The organism is Kineococcus anabasis (genome assembly GCF_054590795.1).
The window spans coordinates 545,348-564,805 of record NZ_BAAIHU010000009.1; the positions used below are offsets into that span (position 1 = coordinate 545,348).

The window sequence follows — 19,458 nt, forward strand, 5'->3', positions numbered from 1 at the left end:
GCCGCCGCCCCGGGGAGGAGCGGCGGCCGCGCGCGCGTGCGGGTGGTCAGCCGGCGAGGATCGCCGCCTGCTCCACGCGCAGGGCGTCGATGAGACGGCCCTCGGGCAGGACCACGTCGTCGTAGGTGAGGACCTCGTCCTTGGCGACGTCGCGCTTCAGGACGCACCCCTCGGCCACACCCATGGGCAGCAGCCGCTCCGAGGCGGTGACGTCGGCGCGCTCGGCCACCCCGAAGGTGTCGTACCCGCCGAGGCGGTCGATCTCCTTGCCCGCCTCCAGGTCCGTCTTGGCCTTCGTGACGACCTCGACGGTGACGCGGTCGGACGGCTGGATGGCCGGGTCGCCGAACAGCACCGCGCGGGCCACCGTCAGGGGCACCTCGAAGTGGCACAGGTGGTACGGGGTGTAGAAGCTGTAGAGCGGGCCCTCGCCCAGCTTGTACAGGTTCAGGTAGTGCTTCTGCCTCGGGTCGTCGTGGGTGCCGAGGACGTACACGCCGGGGCCGGGCTTCGACCCGACGACGTAGTCCACGACCCCGCCGAGCTCCTTGAGCGCGTCCACGTCGTACGCCTTGACGAGCTCGTCGACGTGCCCGCGGTGGTCGGCGCCGCGCATGCCGCGCTTCTCCACGCTGAACCCGACGGCGTTGGCGACGAGGGCCTGCTCGAACGACACCTTGGTGCCGTCGGCGAAGCTCGTGACCATGTACGGGTCCTGCCCCCACTGCCTCGCGAACCCCTCCTGGGTGGTGGGGTTGCGGTACTCGTCCTGCAGGCCCTTGATGTTGCCCGCCACGAGGGGGGTGACGCCGATGCCCCTGACGAAGCGCAGCAGGTTCATCTGCACGCCCGGCTGGTCGCCGTCGCAGCCGGTGTAGAGCACCCCGGCCTTCTCGGCGCGTGTGCGCAGGGCGAGGCCGACGGTGCCGTCGACCTCGGCGTTGAGCAGCACGACGTGCTTGCCGGACTCGATGGCGTGCAGGACGACGTGCGCGCCGTACTCGGTGTTGCCGGTGGCCTCGACGACCGCGTCGACCTGCCCGGCGCCGACGACGGCCTCGTAGGAGGCGCTGACGACGGGGGTCCCGGCGGAGATCGCCCGCTCGACGCCCGCGACGTCGTCGGCCTCCACCACGCCCGTGACGCCGGCCTGCTCGTAGGCGTCGCGGGCCTTGGACACGGTGCGGTTGGCGATGGCGACGAGCTCCATGCCGGGCACGGAGTTCACGACCTGGTTGACGAAGCCGCGGCCCATGAAGCCGGCACCGACGAGGGCGACGCGGATCGGGCGGCCCTCGGCCTGGCGCTGCTGCAGCGCCCTGTCGACGATGATCACTCGGTGACCGCCCCCTCGGACAGCAGCTTCCAGCTGCGGTCCTTGTCGCTGACGACGGTGACGGGCACGGCCCACGGCAGGGCCAGGTCCGGGTCGTCGTAGCGCAGGCCGCGCTCGGTGCCGGGGGTGTAGCTCTGGCTCACCTGGTAGAAGACCTCGGCGCCGTCGGTCAGCGTGAGGTAGCCGTGCGCGAAGTACGGCGGGACGTACAGGGCGCGGCGGTTGTCCGCGGTCAGCTCCACCGCGACGTGCTGCAGGCGGGTCGGGGACCCCGGGCGCATGTCGACGATGATGTCCTGCACCGCGCCGGCGGTGCAGCGGACCAGCTTGGCCTCGGGGGCCGGGTCGACCTGGAAGTGCATGCCGCGCAGCGTCCCGGCCCTGTGGTTGTAGGACAGGTTGCACTGCTCGACGGCCGGGACGAGACCGGCCTGCTCGAACTCCTCGCGGCAGAAGGTGCGCGCGAAGAAGCCGCGGGAGTCCTCGCGGGTCTCCAGGTCGATGATCGCGACGCCCTCGACGTGCGTGGTGGTGATCTTCACGCGCGCCCCTCCGCCGCGGTGCCGGCGAAGTTCCGCCAGAACAGGTCCTTGTCGAGCTGCTCGGTGCGGATGAGGTGCTCGAGCTGCTTGAGCCGGGTGTGGCCGCGGCCGGTGAAGGTCTCCGCGTCCAGGTCGATGGCGCGGAACACCTCGACCAGCTGCGCGGCGCCCTTGTCGGCGTCCCAGTCGCAGGAGAAGCCCGGCAGCTCGGAGTGGATCTTGTCGAAGGCCACCTTGTAGCTGCGGTTGTCGCCGTTGCTCTCACCGAAGGTGATCTGCGCCTCCGGCAGGGCGCGGCCCACGGCCTCGGCGATCTCGCGCACGCGGTAGTTCTGCTTCGAGTCGCCCACGTTGAACACCTGGTTGTGCACGACCTCGCGGGGGGCGTCGAGCACCGCGCGGATCGACTTGGCGATGTCCAGACCGTGCACGAGCGGGCGCCACGGCGAGCCGTCGGACGTCATGGCGATCTTCCCGGTCGTCCAGGCGAGGCCGGTGAGGTTGTTCAGCACGATGTCGAACCGCTGGCGCGGGGAGGCACCGTAGGCGGTGGCGTTGCGCATGAACGTCGGCGAGAAGTCGTCGTCGGCCAGCGGGGCGAGGTCGCGCTCGACCATCACCTTGCACTCGGCGTAGGCGGTCTGCGGGTTGACCGGGGAGGTCTCGTCCACGGTGCCCTCGGCCACGCCGTACACGGAGCAGCTCGACATGTAGACGAAGCGCTCCACGCCGGCGCGCTTGGCGGTCTCGGCGAGGCGCACCGAGCCCTGGTGGTTGACGACGAAGGTGACGTCGGGGATGAGCTCGCCGAGCGGGTCGTTGGACAGCTCGGCCATGTGCACGACGGCGTCGGCGCCCTCGAGGTCGGCCTCGGTGATGTGCCGGATGTCCTTGGCGAGGGTCTCCACCGACGCGGACACGCCGTTGTAGAGCCAGCCGTTCTTGTAGTACCCGGTGTCGATGCCCAGCACGGAGTGCCCGGCGTCCAGCAGGGTGGGGGCGAGCAGGCAGCCGAGGTAGCCCTCGGTCCCGGTGACGACGATCTTCACGGTGCTTCTCCGGTTCCCTCGAGCCTCAGTCTTCCCACGTCTTCCACGGCGCCTGACCGGAGTCCCACAGCTTGTTCAGCTCGGTCCAGTCGCGGTAGGTGTCCATGCCCAGCCAGTAGCCCTCGTGCGCGGAGAGGGTGAGCTCCCCGTCGCGGGCGACGCGCTGCAGGGGCCGGGACTCCAGCATGACCTCGGGGTCGTCCTCGAGGTAGCGGTCGACGAACTCGCGCTCGAAGACGAAGAACCCGCCGTTGACCCAGCCGTCGGCCAGGGTCGGCTTCTCGTTGAACTCCACGACGGCGCCGTCCTGCACGTGCATCTCGCCGTAGCGGCTGGAGGGGTGCACGGCGGTCACGGTGGCCAGGCGGCCGCCGGCCTCGTGGTCCTTCAGCGTCTTGGTGATGTCGACGTCGCCGATGCCGTCGCCGTAGGTGAGGCAGAAGCGCGGGGCGTCGAGGTGCTGCTGCACGCGGAAGATGCGGGCGGCGGTGGCCGTGGTCAGGCCCGTCTCGACGAAGGTGATCTCCCAGTCCTCCTGGACGCCGAGGGAGTGGAACTCCGGCTCGTCCTGGGTGGAGAGGTTGATCGTGAAGTCCCCGGCGTTGAGGCGGTAGTCGAGGAAGTACCGCTTGATCATGTCGCTCTTGTAGCCGAGGCACAGCACGAACTTGCGGAAGCCGTGCTGGCTGTAGAGCTTCATGATGTGCCACAGGACGGGGCGCCCGCCGATGTCCACCAGGGGCTTGGGCAGCTTCTCACTGGCCTCGCGCAGGCGGGTCCCCATGCCTCCGCAGAGGATGACGACGGGGATGTCACGCGGACTGGTCGCTTCGGTCATGCCTGGATTCCCTCACTCGGTCTGTTCCGGCCTGCCCGGCCCCCCCGGGCCGGGCGTGGAAGAGCGGGGGTGTCGCAGGCAGCGCGGACAGCCCCTCGGGCGACGCGTACCCCCCACGAATCCGCGCCGGGACCTGTGTCCGAACCTGTGGCTCCTGCGCACGAGCACAGCGCGCCAGACAGTACTACACGTGATCGATCACTCCCGGTGACATTCACCAGGTCAGACCAGCGATCGCCCGCCCGGACGTCAGTCGTCGCGCAGACGTAGCAGCAGGTCACGCAGCGGAGTCATGGCTGTGGGCCAGGAGAAGTCGCGGTCCACCGCGGCGGCCGCCGCGGCCCCCAGCCGGCGGGCCTGCGCCGCATCGCCCAGCAGCTCCACGAGGGCGTCGGCGAAGGCGCCCGCCCCGTCCGCGACGCGCACCGCGTCGCGGTGCTCCTCCAGGCCCTCCAGCCCCAGGGACGTCGTGACGACCGCCCGCCCGCGCGACATCGCCTCCACCAGCTTGATCTTGGTGCCGCCGCCGGACAGCAGCGGCACGACGCACACGTCGGCGCCGTCGTAGTACGGGTCGACCTCGGGCACGTCGGAGTGGAACTCCGCCCCGGCCGGCTCCCCCTCCGGCCGGGGGTGCGCCGCGGCCAGCGAGCGGCCCACCGCCGTGAACCGGGCGTGCGGCAGGCGCGCGACCACGTCGGGCCACACCTCGTCGAGGAACCACCGCAGCCCGGCCCGGTTGGGGCCGTAGTCCGCGGCGCCGACGAACAGGGCCGAGGCGTTCCCCGGCTGCGGGGCGACCTCGCCGTGCGCGCTCGAGGCGCCGTTGGGCACGAGGATGCTCCCGATCCCCGCCGCGGCGAGCTCCTCCTGGTCGCGCCGGCTGCACGCGGTGACGTGCTCGGCCCGGCGCGCGACGGCCCGCTCGAACCGGCGGAAGCGGGCCACCTCCGGCTGCAGGAGCCAGCGGGCCCGCGGGTGCTCGGTGCTCAGCCTGCGCTGCAGCAGGTCGGCCTCGACGTTGTGCATGTCCAGCACGTCGATCCGCACGTCGGAGGGCACGTTCACGACCATCTGCGGGAAGTCGACGTGGACGACGTCCCGGCCGCGCACCTGCGAGGCCAGCAGCGAGCGGACCTCCATGGAGAACCACTTGCCCGCGAACACCGAGCTGCGCAGCAGCGCCGGGGCCGTCGGCCGCGGGGCGTCCACCGGGTGGACCGTCACGTGTGCCGGGACCTGCGAGCGCCAGTCGTCCCAGCCCTCGAACCCGACCACCTGCACGTCGTCGAAGACCTCCGCGTAGGTGTCGACGACCGCGCGGATGCGCTGGCGCCCCCCGGAGTCCGTCCTGGCCGGCAGCTGCTTCGCCACGACCCACGCCCGGCGCCCGTCGACGTCCCCCACGCACTCCCCCTCACGTCTGCGCCACCGCGCGAGCACGCACGGTGGCCACGAGCGGCCCCCGCCCGGCCTCCGGTCTACCAGACGGCGCCCGGCGGGCCGCCCGCGCACACCCGCCGGGGGGCGGACGGACCGCCGGACGGGTGAAAGCGCGCCCGCAGGCGGACGGGTCCGCCCATACCGGTGCCGGAGGCAACGGGCCTGCGCCGATACTGGACTGCGGCGTGCGCCAGCACGGAGAATCACGGTGCCGGTCAGGCACGGCGGGCGGCCGCTCGACGGGGGGAACGGAACATGACGACCGAGGTGCAGGGGCAGCCGCAGGGCACCCCCGCGGGCCCGGGACGCTTCGACGTCGAGCTCGTCCTCGTCAGCTACCGCAGCGCCCCCCAGATCCAGGGCCTCCTCGAGGGCCTGCCCGTGGACCTGCCGGTCGTCGTCGTGGACAACGCGCAGAACGTCGACGGCGTGCGCGAGCTCGTCGAGGCCCGCCCGCACGGGCGCTACGTCGACTCCGGCGGCGGCAAGGGGTTCGCCAGGGCCGCCAACATGGGTGCGCGCACGTCCGGGCACGAGTTCCTCGTCTTCGGCAACCCCGACTCCCGGCCCACCCTCGAGGCGCTCACCGCGATCGTCGCCGACGTCGCCCAGGACCCCACCTGCGCGGCGAGCGCGGCCACCATGGTCGGGACCGACGGCCGCGTCGAGCTCGGCGTCGGCGGGTGGGAGCCGACGGTGCGCCGGGCCCTGGTGCACAGCGCGGGCCTGCACAAGCTGTTCCCCCGCGCGGGGCTGTTCGCGCGCCCCGAACCCCACGAGCCCATCGAGGTCGACTGGACCACGGGGGCGTGCATGGCGGTGCGGCGCAGCACGTTCCTGGACCTGGGCGGTTTCGACGAGGACTTCTACGTCTACAACGAGGACGTGGCCTACGGCCGGCAGGCGCGGACGGCGGGGATGTACGAGAAGCTCCGCACGGACGTCCTGGTCCGGCACTCCGCCGGAGGCTCCGGCGCACCGTCGCTGGAGATGCTGCGCCTGCGCGGGGCCGCCATGGCCCGGTACCTGAGGCGCCACCACTCCCCCACCGCGGCCCGGACGCTCACGCTCGCGCTGGCCTCCGGCTACGCGGCACGCGCCCTCCAGCGCACCCTCACGCGGGAGGGCGACCTCGCGAGCCAGCACTGGGCGTACGTCAAGGGGGTCACGACGGGCCGCGCCACGGTCGCGGGCAGGGTCGTGATGGAGTGACCCGGACGGGTCGCTGAGGCCCTCCCGCGACGGGAGGGTGGGGAACGGTCCCCGCGGGGGCGGAGGTCGCGAACCCCGCACGTGGTGTACCGGTCGCACGGTGGCGAGAACGCCGGGGACCGCCCGGCGCCCACGACCGGTCTCAGCGGGCGGGCTTGCTCCAGCGCAGGACGCGGTCGCCCTTGAGGCAGCGCCGCATGCCGCCGAGCGCGACGGCCTGCAGGTACAGGACCTGCGCCGCCACCTTGCCCGGCAGCGGCACCTGCGCGCCCTTCTCCTGTGCCAGGAGGGCGCCGCCGGCCACGGCGTGGCCGGCGAGGAAGAGGCGCGCGAGCCTGCTGCGGCGCGCGGAGGCCGCGGCCAGACCGAGCAGCCCGAGGTGGCTGAGGGGGCCGAGGGTGGAGCGCCAGACCTTGTGCCCCCACAGCTGGACGCCGACGAACCCGGTCCGCGGGGAGAGCAGGTGCTTCTTGCGCCACATGACCCACAGGCCGCCACCGAGGACCCGCGTCTTGCGCTCCCACGACAGGCCCAGCTCCCCGATGGACTCCTCGCGCATGAGGGCCTTGGGCTCGTAGGCCACGTTCAGCCCGCGCTCCATGAGGTCCAGGGCGACCCAGAAGTCGTCGTTGGAGATGTCGGCGGGGATGTCCCGCCACGCGGAGCGCCGCACGGCGCACAGCCCTCCGTCCAGGCCGAGCGTGGTGCCCATCCGCCCCTCGTTGCGCTTGATCCAGGACTCGAAGCGCCAGTAGGCCAGCTCGCCGCCGTCACCTTCGAGCTTCTCCCCCGCGACGGCCCCGACGCCCGGGACGAGCAGGGCCGAGACGAGGTAGCCGAGGGCGTCGTACTCCAGCTCGCTGTTGGCGTCGCTGATGACGACCATCTCGTGCGAGGCGGCGGCCACCCCGGCGTTGAGGGCCTGCGACTTGCCGCGGCGCTCGGGCAGCAGCAGGGTGCGGGCACCGGCGGCCTCGGCGATCCGTGCGGTCTCGGGGTCACCGTCGGCGACGACGAGGATCTCCAGCTCGCCCTGGTAGCCGTTCTTGCGGACGTTGTCGACCTTGGCCGCGATGACGCCGGCCTCCAGGTACGCCGGGACCAGGACCGTGACGGCGGGCCACTCCCGGGGCGCGGGGACCTGCGGCTGCGGCCTGCGGCGGGCGACCGCGTGCAGCGCCACGGGATAGAGGACGTGGCCGACCATGGTCGAGGCCAGGAGCGTTGCTGCAGCGATGGTCCGCGTGGCGGCCATGGTCCCCCCAGAGTGCGTGCGAGCCGTCGACCGCGGGGCGCGAGCCCGTCGGAGGCCCCCCCGGCCAGCCGTGCGGCGCGACCGAGTGTAGCCAGGGCCGGGGTGGCCGGACCGGAACTTCGCCACCCACCTAGCCCGAATGCGGGACATCACCACGCTCCGCATCCAATTCGCTCGCACGGGTGGACAACTTGGCCCAGGGGCTGCTACTTTTAGTGATGTCCCCACCACGCAGAGATGCTGGATGGCGACCCCCCTCCAACTCAACACCCGAGCCCCGCGCCCGGACACCCCGCCCCGCACGCAGAAGTGCCGGGCCGGGAGGATCCCGGCCCGGCACCTGCTCCCCTCAGCGGGGACGTGCGGACACCTCGACCGGAGCGCCGGTCACAGGTGGGTACAGCCGTGCGGCGAGGATCAGAAGAGCTCGCGGTACTTCGCGGACGAGGCCGGCATGCGGGTGACGCCGGGCGTCAGGATCCAGCGGCGGTTGTCGCGGTCGACGTTGAACTGCACCTCGTAGAGGAACTTGCCCGCGCCGGTGCCGCCGTTGGTCTTGAAGAACTCGTGCATGCCCTGGATCCAGCCCGCGGAGTCACCGGCGTCGGCGTTGCCCGACCACTCGGAGATGCTCAGCGGCAGACCGACGCTCTGGGCGTGGGCGAGGTGCGCACCGAGGCCCTTGGGGGCGCCCCAGCCGTCCGTCTGGAACAGGTGCGAGCGGAAGGACTCCACCGTGCCGGCGTACGGGTAGTTGTTGTAGTAGTCCACGCCCATGACGTCGACCTGGCCCGCGCCCGGGAAGGACCGGCGCCAGTCGAAGCCGGAGCCGACGGACTCGCGGTTCATGTTCATGACGAGCTTGCTCTGCGGGAAGACCTGCTGCTGGATCGCGCGGTAGCGCTTCCAGCCGGCCTTGAACGCCTCGACGTTGCCGGAGTTGACGGACCAGGGGTACCAGTTGCCGTTCATCTCGTGGGCGAAGCGGATGTACACGGTGCCCGGACGGGTGCCCCACTTGCGCTTCAGCGTCTCCAGCGAGGAACGCCAGCGCGCGTCGTAGGAACCGGCGGCGGCAGCGTGCCAGCTCTCCCCGTGGTCGAACGCGCCGACGGCGATGTCCAGGTCCTTCTGCCAGGCGCCGAACTCCTTGCCGGCGTCGAGCTGCCACATGCCGGCGGCCGCGGCGTTGTTGTCGACCCAGGTCGCGGCGATCGCGACCGGGGTCCCGCGCCAGGCGCCGAAGGAGCCGTCGGCGATGCCGACACCGGCGGAACCGGACTTCCACGAACCGGACGTCACGGGGGTGGGGGCAGGGGCCGGTGCGGGAGCCGGGGCCGGGGCGGGGGCCGGGGCGGGAGCCGGGGCCGGGGCCGGGGCGGGAGCCGGGGCCGGGGCCGGGGCGGGAGCCGGGGCCGGGGCCACGACGCTGTCCACGAGCCTGACCTGGATGGCGCCGACCTTGGCGTTGTTCACCTTGGCGGAGAAGCCGAGGTCCAGCGTCCCGTCGGTGACGCCGACGAGGAAGGTGCGGTCGTGGGCGACGTTCTTGCCGACGGTGCGGAAGATGTCGACGTCGGTGAGCCTGCGCGCACCCTCGGCGTCGACGGAGAACACGCGCTGCCCGGCCGCGCCGAAGAAGGTCTCCGCCATCTTCAGGGTGACCTCGTAGGTGCCGGCCTGCGGGACCGGGGTCTTCCACGCCGTCATGCCCCAGTGCTCGGACTGGTAGAGCTTGTCGTCGACGGTGTTCGCGATGTCCGCGGTGGTGGCGCCGGAGACCTGGTAACCCCCGGTGAAACCGTTGCCGGCGGCCCAGGTCGCACCTGCGGAGTCCTGCACCGCAGCGGTGGAGGCGTTCACGCGGACGGCGGTCGGCACGGCGGGGACGGTCGTGCGGGCGACGCGCTTGACCTCGATCGCGGAGACCTTGGGGTGGTTGACCCGGGCGGCGAAACCGAGGTTCAGCGTCCCGTCGGCCACGTCGACGGCGAACGTCTTGTCGGCGGCGCGGTTCTTGCCGGCCTCCTTGTAGATGTCCACGTCGGTGAGCTTGCGCGCACCCTCGGCGTTCACCGAGAACACCCGCTGCCCGGCGGCGTTGAAGTACGTCTCCGCCATCTTCAGCGTCACGTCGTAGCTGCCCGCGGGAACCGGCAGGTTGAAGGCCGACATCCCGTAGTGCTCCGACTGGTACAGCTTCGGGGAGGTGGTGCCCGCGATGGCGGCGGTCGTGGCGACCGCGACCTGGTTGCCGCCGACGAAGTTCCGGCCGGCCGACCAGACGTTGCCCGCCGCGTCCGTGACGGTGGCGGTGCCCGTGCCGATGCGGTGGGTGTCGAGGGTCTCCGCGGAAGCACCGACGGTGGTGAAACCGGTGGAGGCGGTGGCGACGGCCACCGTGCCGAGCAGGAAGCGGGAAAGCTTGGACATGGCGGGATCAACCTCAAAGGTGTCGTGACGCTGGGGCCGGGAGGCGCTGCTGCGTCTGGCGGGTCCTGCGTTGTTGCTGACACATGAGGGATCGGGCCGGTGGCGCTGCTCCTTGAGGGGGAAGCGCCGGATTGTTCTGTAACGCCCTCCGCCGCCCACCCGATGCACCGCCGGGCGACGTCCCCTCGATACGATGGTCGAAGGGCTGCCGGAGCCCTGGGGACCGAGGCCGCGCGACGGGCGCCGCCCGCACCCGGCGAGCGGAGGCTGGCGTGAGACTGCACGCGATCTACCGGTCCCACGGCGGTGAGAACTCCAAGAACCGGCCCGGCTGGTACAGCAAGCTGTCGTGCCTGCAGTCCTTCTGCCGCGCCGTGGAGGTCGCCCGGGGCGAGGGCGAGGTGGACGTCGTCTTCCTCAACGACGGCCCCCTCCCGGCGGAGCGGCTCGAGGTCATGGAGGCCTGGGGGAGCACCGTGCCGATCACGGCGGGCAGCAACCGGCGCAGCTACCTGCGCGGGCTCGCCCTGCCCCGCGAGCGCGCCTGGGACGCCGCCGACCTGGTCCTCCTGGCCGAGGACGACTACCTGTGGGCGCCCGGCGCCCTGGGCGGCCTGGGCGAGGGGGCCGGCGGGACGTGGGGCGACTACTTCACCCCCTACTGGTCCTCCCGGTACCCGCCCGCGGGCACCGACGGCCCCGCCGGGTACGGGTGGGTCCCGTGCGTGAGCACCACCAGCACCTTCGCCGCCCGCGCGGGGACCCTGCGCGAGGACGAGCGGCTGCTGACGCTGTGCTCCCTGTCGGGTGGGGACTTCGACCACACCAGCTGCCTCACCCTGCAGGGCATCCCCCGCTTCGGGCCGCTGGACCTCGTGCGGCACCACGCGGCCGCGGAGGGCACCGACCCCGCCCGCAGGCTCGCCCGCTCGGTCTACCTGACGGCGATGAAGGCGGCCGTCGACGTCCGGGCGCTGCGCCGGCCCTCCCGCCGCAGGGTGCTGCTCGCCCCGCGCGTGCCGCTGGCCACCCACGCCGAGGCGGGCTGGCTCGCCCCCGGGGACTGGGAGGGCGTCGCCAGGCAGACCGCCGCCTGGGCCGGGGACGTCGCCCCCACCGGCTGAGCCCCCAGGGGGTGCGACACGCGAGAGGGCCCCGGGCGGCGTGCGCCCGGGGCCCTCTCGCGTCGCCGCCCGTCAGGAACGGGTGCTCGGCTCCGTGGGGGCGAAGATCTTGTCCACGCCACCCTGCTCCTCGGGCGCCCGGCGGAGCGCCGGCTGGGGCGCCTCGGCGGCCTCCAGCGGCAGGCGCTCCGCGGCGTCCTCCACGACCACCTGCGCCACGACCGCCGGCGCCGCGATCTGCAGGCGCTGGACCGTCTTGCTGACCAGGTCCGCGGACGGCTCCGGCTCGACCTGCACGAGCACCGCGTCCACCTCGCCGGCCACCGCGAAGGCCGCCGGGCTGTCCAGCACGGACCCGCCCACGACGATCACGAGGTAGCCGTCCTCCACGAGCTGCTGCAGCGCCAGACCCACGGCCCGCGGCTGCAGGTGGCGCACGCCCAGCGCCAGAACGTCGACGGTCGCACCCACCCCGATCACCCAGGGCCGGGGCCGGTCCACGGCGGCGCGGCGCCCGGCGGGCTGGACGTCCACGGGCGCGTTGAAGGCCGACAGGCGGCTGCCGCGCTCGTCGGCGTCCACGAGGACCACCCTGCGGCCGGAGCGCGCCGCGGCGGCGGCCAGGGCCACGGCCAGGCCGCCGCCCTCACCGCTGACGGCGGTCACCAGGATGCTGCCGACCTCCAGGCGCGGGGTGCGCAGGTGCCCCAGGTGCTGGATGCCGACGAGGACGACCCCACCGCTCTGGGCCTGGGCGCCGTGCGGATCGGCGAGGGCCTGCAACGACGGCGCGCTGGGCCAGCGCCCCAGCTCGGCGACGTCGGGCAGGGGGGAGCCGGCCACCCGCTGGCGCACGTGGGCCCGCCACGCGACGAAGGCACCGCTGGCGAGCAGGCCCGCCAGGCCGGTGAGGGCGCCGAGCGCCAGCGGCGAGAGCGAGGACGGGGACGTGGGGACCTCGGCGTTGTCGAGGATCGCCACACCGTCGCCGTAGGTCACCGAGGCCAGCTGGATGCGCTGGCGCGTCGCCGCGTCGCTGACCTGTGTCAGGGCCTGTGCGGTCTGGGTGCGGACCGTGTCGGCGCGCAGCTCGCGGTAGGCCAGGGCCACGGCGTCGGCGACGGCCGCGGCGTCGGCGGCGTCGGCGGCCGTCGCGGTGACCGCCACCTGGTTGAACTCGTTGTTCGGGAGGATCTCGACCTGGTCGCGGAACTCCTCGCGCTCGCGCGCCGGCACCCGCTGGCGGGCCCGGTCGAAGACGGCGCGGGACTGCGCGACACCGGACTGCGCGGTGGCCCACTTCGTCGGGTCGCCCAGCGGGCCGCTGTTGCCCTGCGGGTCGAAGGGCCGGTCCGAGGAGAGCGTGACGACCGCGGTCGCCGAGTAGCTGGGCGTCAGCGCGGCGCTGCCCCCGGCGAACCCCGCGATGCCGCACAGGGCGGCCACCGCGAGCAGCCGCCGCCGGTGCCGCACGATCGCCGCCAGCGCGCTGGCACCCGCCCTGTCCCCCGACCCCGTGGGTGTCGCCACTGTCCGCCCTCCCGTGGTGCTCCGCGTGCCCGAGCGGGCACCGAACGTCGTGTACCGGTTCTCCGGCGACGAGCACAGCCGGCCGCCGCGCGAGGGTTCCGCAGGCGCCCGCCGTGCCCCCCGTCGGCGCCGGTCCCGAATCACTATCCCATCCCGGGCGCACCGCATTACCGGATGCCGTCCGACCTCCACGAATGCCACACCGGCGTTCACCCGAACGCGTGAGAGGCCCACGATCCGCGCAGAGCCTCCTCCGCGACCGGACCGCCGCACGGGAGCGCGCGCCTAGCATGGTGGGTCGCGGGACCCGCCGCCCCGACGGCGCAGCGCCGAGGACCGCCCCGACCCGACGACCGATCCGACGACCGATCCGACGACGAGGGACGTGCGCAGGCTGATGGTGGAACCGACGGGCAAGTCCCCGCACGCGCAGGACGTCCGCATCGTGCGGGCCGGCCCGGCCACCGAGCGCCGCGTCCTGGCCGCCTGCACCGTCATCGTCCTCGCGGCCACGGTCCTGCAGCGCGTCGCCCTCCCGCTCGGCGCGCCCGTGGCCCTGTCGATGCTCGTGGTGCTGCCGGTGCTCGCGTGGCTGCTGTACCTCGGGGACGTCGTCGAGCACGCCAGGGCCGTCCGGACGTACCTGATGGCAGTGGCCGGCTGCTGCCTCGCCGCGATCGGCGCGTTCCTCCTCGGGGCCCAGGCCTCGGTGCCGTCCCTGCTGCTGCTCGTCGTCGTCTGGTCCGCGTTCTGCTTCCGCGTGCACCCCGCGGCGCACCACCTCTACCCGCGGGTCCTGGACCGCTTCGAGAAGATCATGATGGTGTTCGCGGTGGTGGGGATCGGCCAGGTGCTCGCCCAGTTCGCGGGGGTGTGGGCCTACACGGACTACGTGCAGGAGGCGCTGCCGCCGGACTTCACGTTCGCGGGCTACAACACCTCCTACCCCATCCAGTACGGCTCCAGCGTCATCAAGGCCAACGCCTTCGTCTTCGTCGAGCCGTCGATCTTCTCCCAGTTCCTGGCCCTCGCCCTGCTCTCCACGCTGGTGCGGGGCGCCCGGCCGCTCCGGGTGCTGCTCTTCACCGGGGGGCTGGTCTGCGCCGTCGCGGGCACCGGGTTGCTGCTGATGGCCGTGGGGCTCCTGGTGCTGGCGGTGCGCCGGGGCGGCTGGTGGACGGTGCGCGTCGCCGGCGGCGGTGCGGTGCTGCTCCTCGCGGCCCTGGCCACCCCGCTCGGGGACATCTTCGTCGACCGCAGCGACGAGACGTCCTACACCAACTCCAGCGCCAGCCTGCGCTTCGTGCAGCCGTTCCAATTCATCGAGCGCACCTGGCGGGAGGACCCGGTCACCTTCCTGACGGGCCTGGGCCCCGGGGGCGCGGACGCCGCCGCCGACGCCGTCTTCGCCGCCACCGGCCTGCCCCTGAACTTCGCCGGCGCCCCGAAGCTGGTCCTGGAGTACGGGGTCCCCGCCTCGCTCCTCTTCACGGTCTTCGTGACCGTCGCGGTGCTGCGCCGCGCGCCCTCCCCGACGCTGGCCGTCGGCGGCGTCTTCGCCGACTCGATCCTGTTCGCCGGGCTGCTGCAGCCGCAGATCCTCTACCTGCTGCTGCCGCTGTGCACCCTCTTCGTGGGCAGCCGCTTCGACGCGGGCCGGCGACGGGGGAGCGCGGCGCACCGGGGCGCGGCGCAGGAGGCGACCGCCCCGGCGCCGGTGCGCCCGACGTTGCAGCCGGCCGCCCCCAACGGCCTGGGGGTCTGGCGCCCCTGAGGTCCGGTACCTGCACGCGCCCCGGCGTCCGCGCCGTTGCTCCGCCCGTGGGCGTCAGGTCGTGCCATGCTCCTCTTGTGACGTAGCGTCATTGGACAGCTACTTGGACGGGAGCGCGCATGGAACTCGAACACAGCGACGTCCTCACCGCCGACGGCCCCGCCCCCGGCACCGAGGTCACCCTCATGCCCACGGGCACGGCCGTCGTCCACGTCGGCACCGTGCGCTCGTGGACGGCGAGCGCGTCCGGCCTCGTGGTGACCAGCCAGGTCGGCATGGACCCGGGCACCGTCGAGATGCTCGACGGCCGCCGGGTCTGGGCCAGCGCGCGGATGGAGCAGAGCGGCTCCCTCGCCGTCTTCCAGGCCGTCGCCCAGGCCCACCGCGACGACGAGCTCGCCCTCACCGGGGTGGTGCTGCTCGCCAACGAAGCCCGGCGCGGCGCGGTGCGCGCCCACACCCGGCGCCCCGCCCAGGTCGTCGGCGCAGGCTTCGAGGAGGAGGTCACCACGATCGACATCTCCCGCACCGGTGTGCGGCTGGGCGGCGAGAACCTGCCCGCGGCCCACGAGACCGTCGAGGTCAGCGTCACCCTCGACGAGGGTGTCGAGGTCCACGCCCGCGGCGAGGTCCTGCGGGCCGGCGCCGGTGAGGCCGTCGTGCAGTTCACCGACATGAACCCCGCCGACAGCGCCGCCGTCGAGCGCACGGTCCTGGAGGAGCTCGCCCGCGACGGCCACCAGCGCTGACACCGGCCGCACGCACGAGGGGGCCCGGTGGCCGGGTGCGGCCACCGGGCCCCCCCGTGCGTGCACGCAGCACCACCGTGCGGGTCGGGCACGTGCGGGTCGCGGGCGCCCCGGGAAGGGGCGTCAGGCGTGGGCGCCGGCCCCCTCGGAGGGGCTCGGGTCGCCCTGCCCGCCGGCCCGCGCCGCCACCACGGCCGCGGACTCGCGGCGCACCGCGAGGAACCACCACGGCACCACGAGCCAGAACGCCGCCGCGCCGCCCCACGCCGCACCCGGTGCCCCGTCGAGGACCGCACCCACCGCCGAGAACACCAGGGCGAGCAGCGCGTAGACGCCGTTGATGCGGAACGTCACGGCCGCGCGGTCCATCGCGTACAGGGCGGCCGCCGGTCCCACCGCGGCGGCCGCGCCGGCCTGACCCACGACGATCGGCAGGAGCACGGCCTCGGCGCCCTCCCACGTGCCCTCCAGCAGCCACGTGCCGGCCGTGTCCGGCAGCAGCAGGACCACCGCGCCCCACGCCAGCCCGGTGAGGACCACCAGCCCCGAGACCGCGGTCGCGGCCAGGCGCCAGCCCCGCACCCCCAGGTCGTGGCGGCGGCTGGACAGCTCCGGGATCGCGAAGGACAGCAGGCCGCCCGCGACGATCGTCGCCGGGCTGGTCAGCGACTCCCCCGCCCGCAGCGCCGAGGCCGCACCCAGCGTGCTGAGGAACGCCACCACCGGGATGACGAGCTTGACCCCGAGCTGCTGCAGGACGAACTCCGGCACCAGGTAGCGCGTCACCGACCACTGGTCCAGCACCCACCGGCGCGCCGACGCGGGCCTCGGCAGCAGGCGCAGCTGCAACACGCCGAGCAGCGAGGCCAGCAGCGCCGCCGCACCCCACGCCAGGACGAACGGCGCCACCGAGCCGTGCTCGGAGCGCATGAGCAGCACGAGCGCCGCGATCTGCAGCAGCAGGAACACCGTGTCCGTGGCCAGGGCGGCCGCGGGGCGCTTCAGGGCCAGCAGCACCTGGCGCCAGGAGTCCTGCAGCAGCAGCGCCGGCAGGGCCGCCCCCAGAGCCAGCAGGGCGGCACCCAGCGCACCGCCCAGCGTCCAGCCGACCACCGCGCTGGCGGCCCCGCCGACGACGCCCAGCAGCAGCGACGTGCCCAGGGCGCCCGCGGCCGCGGGGCGGAACCGCTCCGGGGGCTCACCGGCGAAGCGGATCCCCAGCGGCATGGTCGCCAGGGCCCGGGTGACGCCGATCCCGATCACGTACGCGACGAAGGCGATGGCGAAGGCGCCGACGTGCGGGCTGCCCGCCGCGGGGAAGGCGTTGGCGATCAGGAAGAACAGCAGCGCGTTGTTGACGCTGCACACCACCTGGTCGCCCAGGTTCCACACGACGCGGCCTGCGCCACCGGAGCGCAGCTTCGCGAGCAGGCTCACCGCTCACGTCCCCGCGGGAGGGTCGGACACTCGAGGGGCACGGCACCATCCCTGGGCACGGGGCACCCCGCGGGGCGCGCGCTGACGAAGGCGGCCACGAGGGTAACCGCCCTCACGAGCCGGTCGGTGCCGCGTCGCCCGAGGGGCCGAAGCGCTCCAGGAAGCGCGCCGAGCCCTGCGGCGCGTCGGCCAGCGTCATGCCGACGCCGCCGTCCGGCACGTTGAAGTAGCCCTGGTAGCGCACCGGGTTGTCGCGCACGAAGTCGGCCATCTGGTCGATGAAGACGGGGTTGTCGCCGCCGCCCTGCGTGCCGCTGTCCGGGGAGACCATGGCCCACTCGGGCAGGCTGAGCGGCTTGTCGTGCTCGCGGGCGAACGCGACGAGGTCGGCGACGCCGTTCTCCTTGGCGTTGCGCGCCTGGTTGCGGGCCGAGGGGTCGATGGGCGCGAGGTAGGAGTCGTAGACGTCGACGCCGATGATGTCGACGTACTCGTCACCGGGGTACAGCTCGGCGACGGCGACGGAGTTCTGCAGCCCCTCGGCGAGGTTGAAGTCGATCTCGAACTGCGAGCCGGGGACCTCCAGCGCCCGCACCGCGCGGCGCCAGTACTCCTTCCACTGCTCCCGCTCCTCGGCGCTCGCGCCGACGTAGTGGTTCTCGTACCAGTCGCCGTTGAACTCCCACCCGAGGCGGATGACGGAGCGGCCGAGGCCCTCGTCGACGAGGGTCTGGCCGAACTGGCGCCAGTAGCGGTCGTACTCCCCGGCGGCACCGCGCGCCCGCCAGTCGGACGGGGGCTCGTTGGGCACCAGCGACTGGGAGATGACGAGCGTGCGCTCCTCGGGTGCCTCGCCGACCCAGGCGCCCCAGTCCTTGCCCTCGGGGGAGTTCACCGCGAACCACGGCAGGGTCAGGGTGCCCCAGTCCTTGTCGGTGCTGAAGACGACGACGCAGTCGACCGGGCGGCCGAGGTACTGCTCGAAGGCGGCGACGTCGGAGACGGTGTGCGTCTGCGTGCAGGTCCACTTGGTGTCGCGCTCGGCGGCGGGCACGTGCGGGTTGGGCATCCACGACGGCGCGGCACCCTGGGAGGGGGCCTGGGCGGCACCGGGGTTCGGGGCGGCGGGCGGGGCGGGGTCGAGCGCACCGCGGGCGGTCCAGCCCGCCGCCCCGCCGGCCAGCACCAGCGCCAGGGCGCCGGCGACGAGCCTGCCGCGCCGCCTGCGCGGCGTGGGGACCTCGGCGCTCGCGTGCCGCGGCCGAGCCGTCGTGCTGGTGTCCATGTCCGCCCCCCTCGTGTGCCGTGCGGCCTGCCGCCCCACGACGCCCGCGCTCCGTGCGCTCCCCGCCGCGGCCTGCGCGGTCCCGCCGCGCGCCCACCGGGACGCCGGTGCGGACCCCCCGCGACCCGTTCCGGCGTGGACCGCCATGCTAGGTCGGCTCCGGCGACTCGCACGCTACGTGAGGGTTGGACGGGGCGTTCTTCCCCGGATCGGCGCAGGGAATTCACGCGGACGGGCCTGCGTGGCGACGCCGTGCGACGAGCACTTCACGTACGGTGCAGCCCCCCGACCAGGCGCCGGCGGTGGCTCCTCCCCCTACGCTCGGGGGCGTGGGACGGTTCGAGAACGTGGCAAGACTCGCCCAGCCGGGACCGCGGTCCGTCGTCGCCGACCTCGGCTGCGGACCCGGGCGCCTCACCCGCGTGCTGCTCGACTCCCCCGCCGCCCTCGTCCACGCGGTGGACGTGGCCGCCACCCTCGACGACGACCTCCTGCTCGACGCGCGGGTGCGCGCCCACATCGCCGACCTGGACGGCCCGCTGCCGCTGCCCGGCGCCAGCCTGGACGCCGCCGCCTCCGTGAACACCCTGGAGCACCTCGCCGACCCCGCGGCCCACCTCGCCGACGTCGAGCGCGTCCTGCGCCCGGGCGGCCGGTTCGTGCTCGCCCACAGCGACTGGGACACCGCCCTGTTCTCCAGCGCGGACGACCGGCTCACCCGCACCCTCATCGACCACTGGGTCGCGCACTCCCCCACCGCCGGCGGGCGGGTCGACGGCTTCGCCGGGCGCAAGCTGCTGCGCTACGCCGACGCCAGCGGCCTGACCGTGGAGTCGGTGCACTCCTGGGCCGACCCGCACCGGCGCTTCGACGTGGGCTCCGTGGCGTGGAAGGTCGCCACCGGCGTCCTCGCCGCCGTCTCCGACGACCCCGCCCTGGCCGCGCGGGCGGCGGGCTGGGTGGAGGAGCTGCGACGGCTCGCGGCCGCCGGGCGCTTCCTGTTCACCGTCACCGACATCGCCGTGGTGCTGCGCAGGGACCGGGCACCCGCCTGAGCACCCGCCCGGTGTCCCGACGGGCGCCCGGGCACCGGGTGCGGAACCATGCTGACCACCACAGCCGTTCGACCGGTGTGGTGGCACCCGCCCGCCACGCCGGTCCCCCGCCCGCGGGTGCACACGAGGAGGACACCGCCATGGCCGGATTCGCCGCCAAGATCTCGAAGTTCCTGTCGACGCCCCAGGGGCGCCGCCTGACCGGTGAGGCCGTGCGCCGGGCGCAGCGGATCGCCGCCGACCCCAAGGCCCGCGCGCGCATCCAGCAGGTCGCCACCCGCCTCGGCCAGCGCCGCCCGGGCCCCCGCCCCTGACGTCACCCCTGGCGCCCCCGCCCGGCACCCCCGCGCGACACGGCTGCCCGGCACCCCGGCCCGGCGTCCCCGCCCACCCGGG

Annotated in this window: 16 protein-coding genes; 6 read left to right on the top strand and 10 right to left on the bottom strand. The window is 73.9% G+C overall.

Annotation, left to right across the window (positions count from 1 at the left end; genetic code table 11):
• Window positions 1-46: 46 nt before the first annotated feature.
• The 5 genes from ACYQBY_RS17090 to ACYQBY_RS17110 all read right to left on the bottom strand — a co-directional run bounded on the left by ACYQBY_RS17090 (window position 47) and on the right by ACYQBY_RS17110 (window position 5,172).
• On the bottom strand, window positions 47-1,336 hold the full coding sequence (locus tag ACYQBY_RS17090) for an NAD(P)H-dependent oxidoreductase (protein ID WP_459645060.1): 1,290 nt from the start codon (window positions 1,334-1,336) through the stop codon (window positions 47-49).
• Entirely contained in the window at window positions 1,333-1,878 is a 546-nt protein-coding gene (gene rfbC, locus ACYQBY_RS17095) for a dTDP-4-dehydrorhamnose 3,5-epimerase (RefSeq protein ID WP_459645061.1), read from the bottom strand. Before rfbC ends, ACYQBY_RS17090 begins: the two co-directional genes overlap by 4 nt.
• Complete coding sequence (locus ACYQBY_RS17100; protein WP_459645062.1) at window positions 1,875-2,927, bottom strand: NAD-dependent epimerase/dehydratase family protein; 1,053 nt, start codon at window positions 2,925-2,927, stop codon at window positions 1,875-1,877. The genes rfbC and ACYQBY_RS17100 overlap by 4 nt, the downstream gene beginning before the upstream one ends.
• A gap of 25 nt (window positions 2,928-2,952) precedes the next feature.
• Window positions 2,953-3,765, bottom strand: coding sequence for a glucose-1-phosphate cytidylyltransferase (gene rfbF / locus ACYQBY_RS17105; protein ID WP_459645063.1), 813 nt, complete (start codon window positions 3,763-3,765; stop codon window positions 2,953-2,955).
• Window positions 3,766-4,014: 249 nt separating this feature from the next.
• A complete protein-coding gene (locus tag ACYQBY_RS17110; protein WP_459645064.1) occupies window positions 4,015-5,172 on the bottom strand; it encodes a glycosyltransferase in 1,158 nt (385 codons plus the stop codon).
• 291 nt (window positions 5,173-5,463) lie between these two features.
• On the opposite strand from ACYQBY_RS17110, the gene ACYQBY_RS17115 reads away from it, so the two are divergent.
• Window positions 5,464-6,420, top strand: a complete 957-nt coding sequence (locus ACYQBY_RS17115) for a glycosyltransferase family 2 protein (protein ID WP_459645065.1) — start codon at window positions 5,464-5,466, stop codon at window positions 6,418-6,420.
• A 142-nt stretch (window positions 6,421-6,562) separates the two neighbouring features.
• Here ACYQBY_RS17115 and ACYQBY_RS17120 read toward each other — a convergent pair whose 3' ends face one another.
• Window positions 6,563-7,675: a glycosyltransferase gene (locus tag ACYQBY_RS17120; RefSeq protein ID WP_459645066.1), complete on the bottom strand. Its 1,113-nt coding sequence runs from the start codon at window positions 7,673-7,675 to the stop codon at window positions 6,563-6,565.
• A 417-nt stretch (window positions 7,676-8,092) separates the two neighbouring features.
• Window positions 8,093-10,108, bottom strand: coding sequence for a malectin domain-containing carbohydrate-binding protein (locus ACYQBY_RS17125; protein WP_459645067.1), 2,016 nt, complete (start codon window positions 10,106-10,108; stop codon window positions 8,093-8,095).
• A 272-nt stretch (window positions 10,109-10,380) separates the two neighbouring features.
• Here ACYQBY_RS17125 and ACYQBY_RS17130 point away from each other — a divergent pair, with 272 nt between their 5' ends.
• Window positions 10,381-11,232 carry a hypothetical protein gene (locus tag ACYQBY_RS17130; protein WP_459645068.1) on the top strand — a complete coding sequence of 284 codons (852 nt, stop codon included), beginning with the start codon at window positions 10,381-10,383 and terminating at the stop codon, window positions 11,230-11,232.
• A gap of 72 nt (window positions 11,233-11,304) precedes the next feature.
• Here ACYQBY_RS17130 and ACYQBY_RS17135 read toward each other — a convergent pair whose 3' ends face one another.
• On the bottom strand, window positions 11,305-12,762 hold the full coding sequence (locus ACYQBY_RS17135; protein WP_459645069.1) for a YveK family protein: 1,458 nt from the start codon (window positions 12,760-12,762) through the stop codon (window positions 11,305-11,307).
• A 385-nt stretch (window positions 12,763-13,147) separates the two neighbouring features.
• On the opposite strand from ACYQBY_RS17135, the gene ACYQBY_RS17140 reads away from it, so the two are divergent.
• Both ACYQBY_RS17140 and ACYQBY_RS17145 read left to right on the top strand, forming a co-directional pair.
• The gene (locus tag ACYQBY_RS17140; protein WP_459645070.1) at window positions 13,148-14,536 is read left to right on the top strand and encodes a hypothetical protein; all 1,389 of its coding nucleotides are present in this window, start codon (window positions 13,148-13,150) and stop codon (window positions 14,534-14,536) included.
• A gap of 119 nt (window positions 14,537-14,655) precedes the next feature.
• Complete coding sequence (locus ACYQBY_RS17145) at window positions 14,656-15,285, top strand: PilZ domain-containing protein (RefSeq protein ID WP_459645071.1); 630 nt, start codon at window positions 14,656-14,658, stop codon at window positions 15,283-15,285.
• 123 nt (window positions 15,286-15,408) lie between these two features.
• Here the strand turns inward: ACYQBY_RS17145 and ACYQBY_RS17150 are convergent, their stop codons facing one another.
• Window positions 15,409-16,722, bottom strand: a complete 1,314-nt coding sequence (locus ACYQBY_RS17150; RefSeq protein ID WP_459645072.1) for an MATE family efflux transporter — start codon at window positions 16,720-16,722, stop codon at window positions 15,409-15,411.
• A gap of 112 nt (window positions 16,723-16,834) precedes the next feature.
• Window positions 16,835-18,007, bottom strand: coding sequence for a glycosyl hydrolase (locus ACYQBY_RS17155; RefSeq protein ID WP_459645073.1), 1,173 nt, complete (start codon window positions 18,005-18,007; stop codon window positions 16,835-16,837).
• Between the two features lie 329 nt (window positions 18,008-18,336).
• Between ACYQBY_RS17155 and ACYQBY_RS17160 the strand changes: the two genes are divergently transcribed.
• Both ACYQBY_RS17160 and ACYQBY_RS17165 read left to right on the top strand, forming a co-directional pair.
• The gene (locus tag ACYQBY_RS17160; protein WP_459645074.1) at window positions 18,337-19,062 is read left to right on the top strand and encodes a methyltransferase domain-containing protein; all 726 of its coding nucleotides are present in this window, start codon (window positions 18,337-18,339) and stop codon (window positions 19,060-19,062) included.
• Window positions 19,063-19,202: 140 nt separating this feature from the next.
• Entirely contained in the window at window positions 19,203-19,376 is a 174-nt protein-coding gene (locus tag ACYQBY_RS17165; protein ID WP_459645075.1) for a hypothetical protein, read from the top strand.
• Window positions 19,377-19,458 lie beyond the last annotated feature (82 nt).

Coding starts and splice junctions, on each gene's coding strand:
- ACYQBY_RS17155 (WP_459645073.1), bottom strand. CDS start 18,007: ATGGACACCAGCACGACGGCTCGGCCGCGGCACGCGAGCGCCGAGGTC.
- ACYQBY_RS17125 (WP_459645067.1), bottom strand. CDS start 10,108: ATGTCCAAGCTTTCCCGCTTCCTGCTCGGCACGGTGGCCGTCGCCACC.
- ACYQBY_RS17120 (WP_459645066.1), bottom strand. CDS start 7,675: ATGGCCGCCACGCGGACCATCGCTGCAGCAACGCTCCTGGCCTCGACC.
- ACYQBY_RS17115 (WP_459645065.1), top strand. CDS start 5,464: ATGACGACCGAGGTGCAGGGGCAGCCGCAGGGCACCCCCGCGGGCCCG.
- rfbF (WP_459645063.1), bottom strand. CDS start 3,765: ATGACCGAAGCGACCAGTCCGCGTGACATCCCCGTCGTCATCCTCTGC.
- ACYQBY_RS17145 (WP_459645071.1), top strand. CDS start 14,656: ATGGAACTCGAACACAGCGACGTCCTCACCGCCGACGGCCCCGCCCCC.
- ACYQBY_RS17165 (WP_459645075.1), top strand. CDS start 19,203: ATGGCCGGATTCGCCGCCAAGATCTCGAAGTTCCTGTCGACGCCCCAG.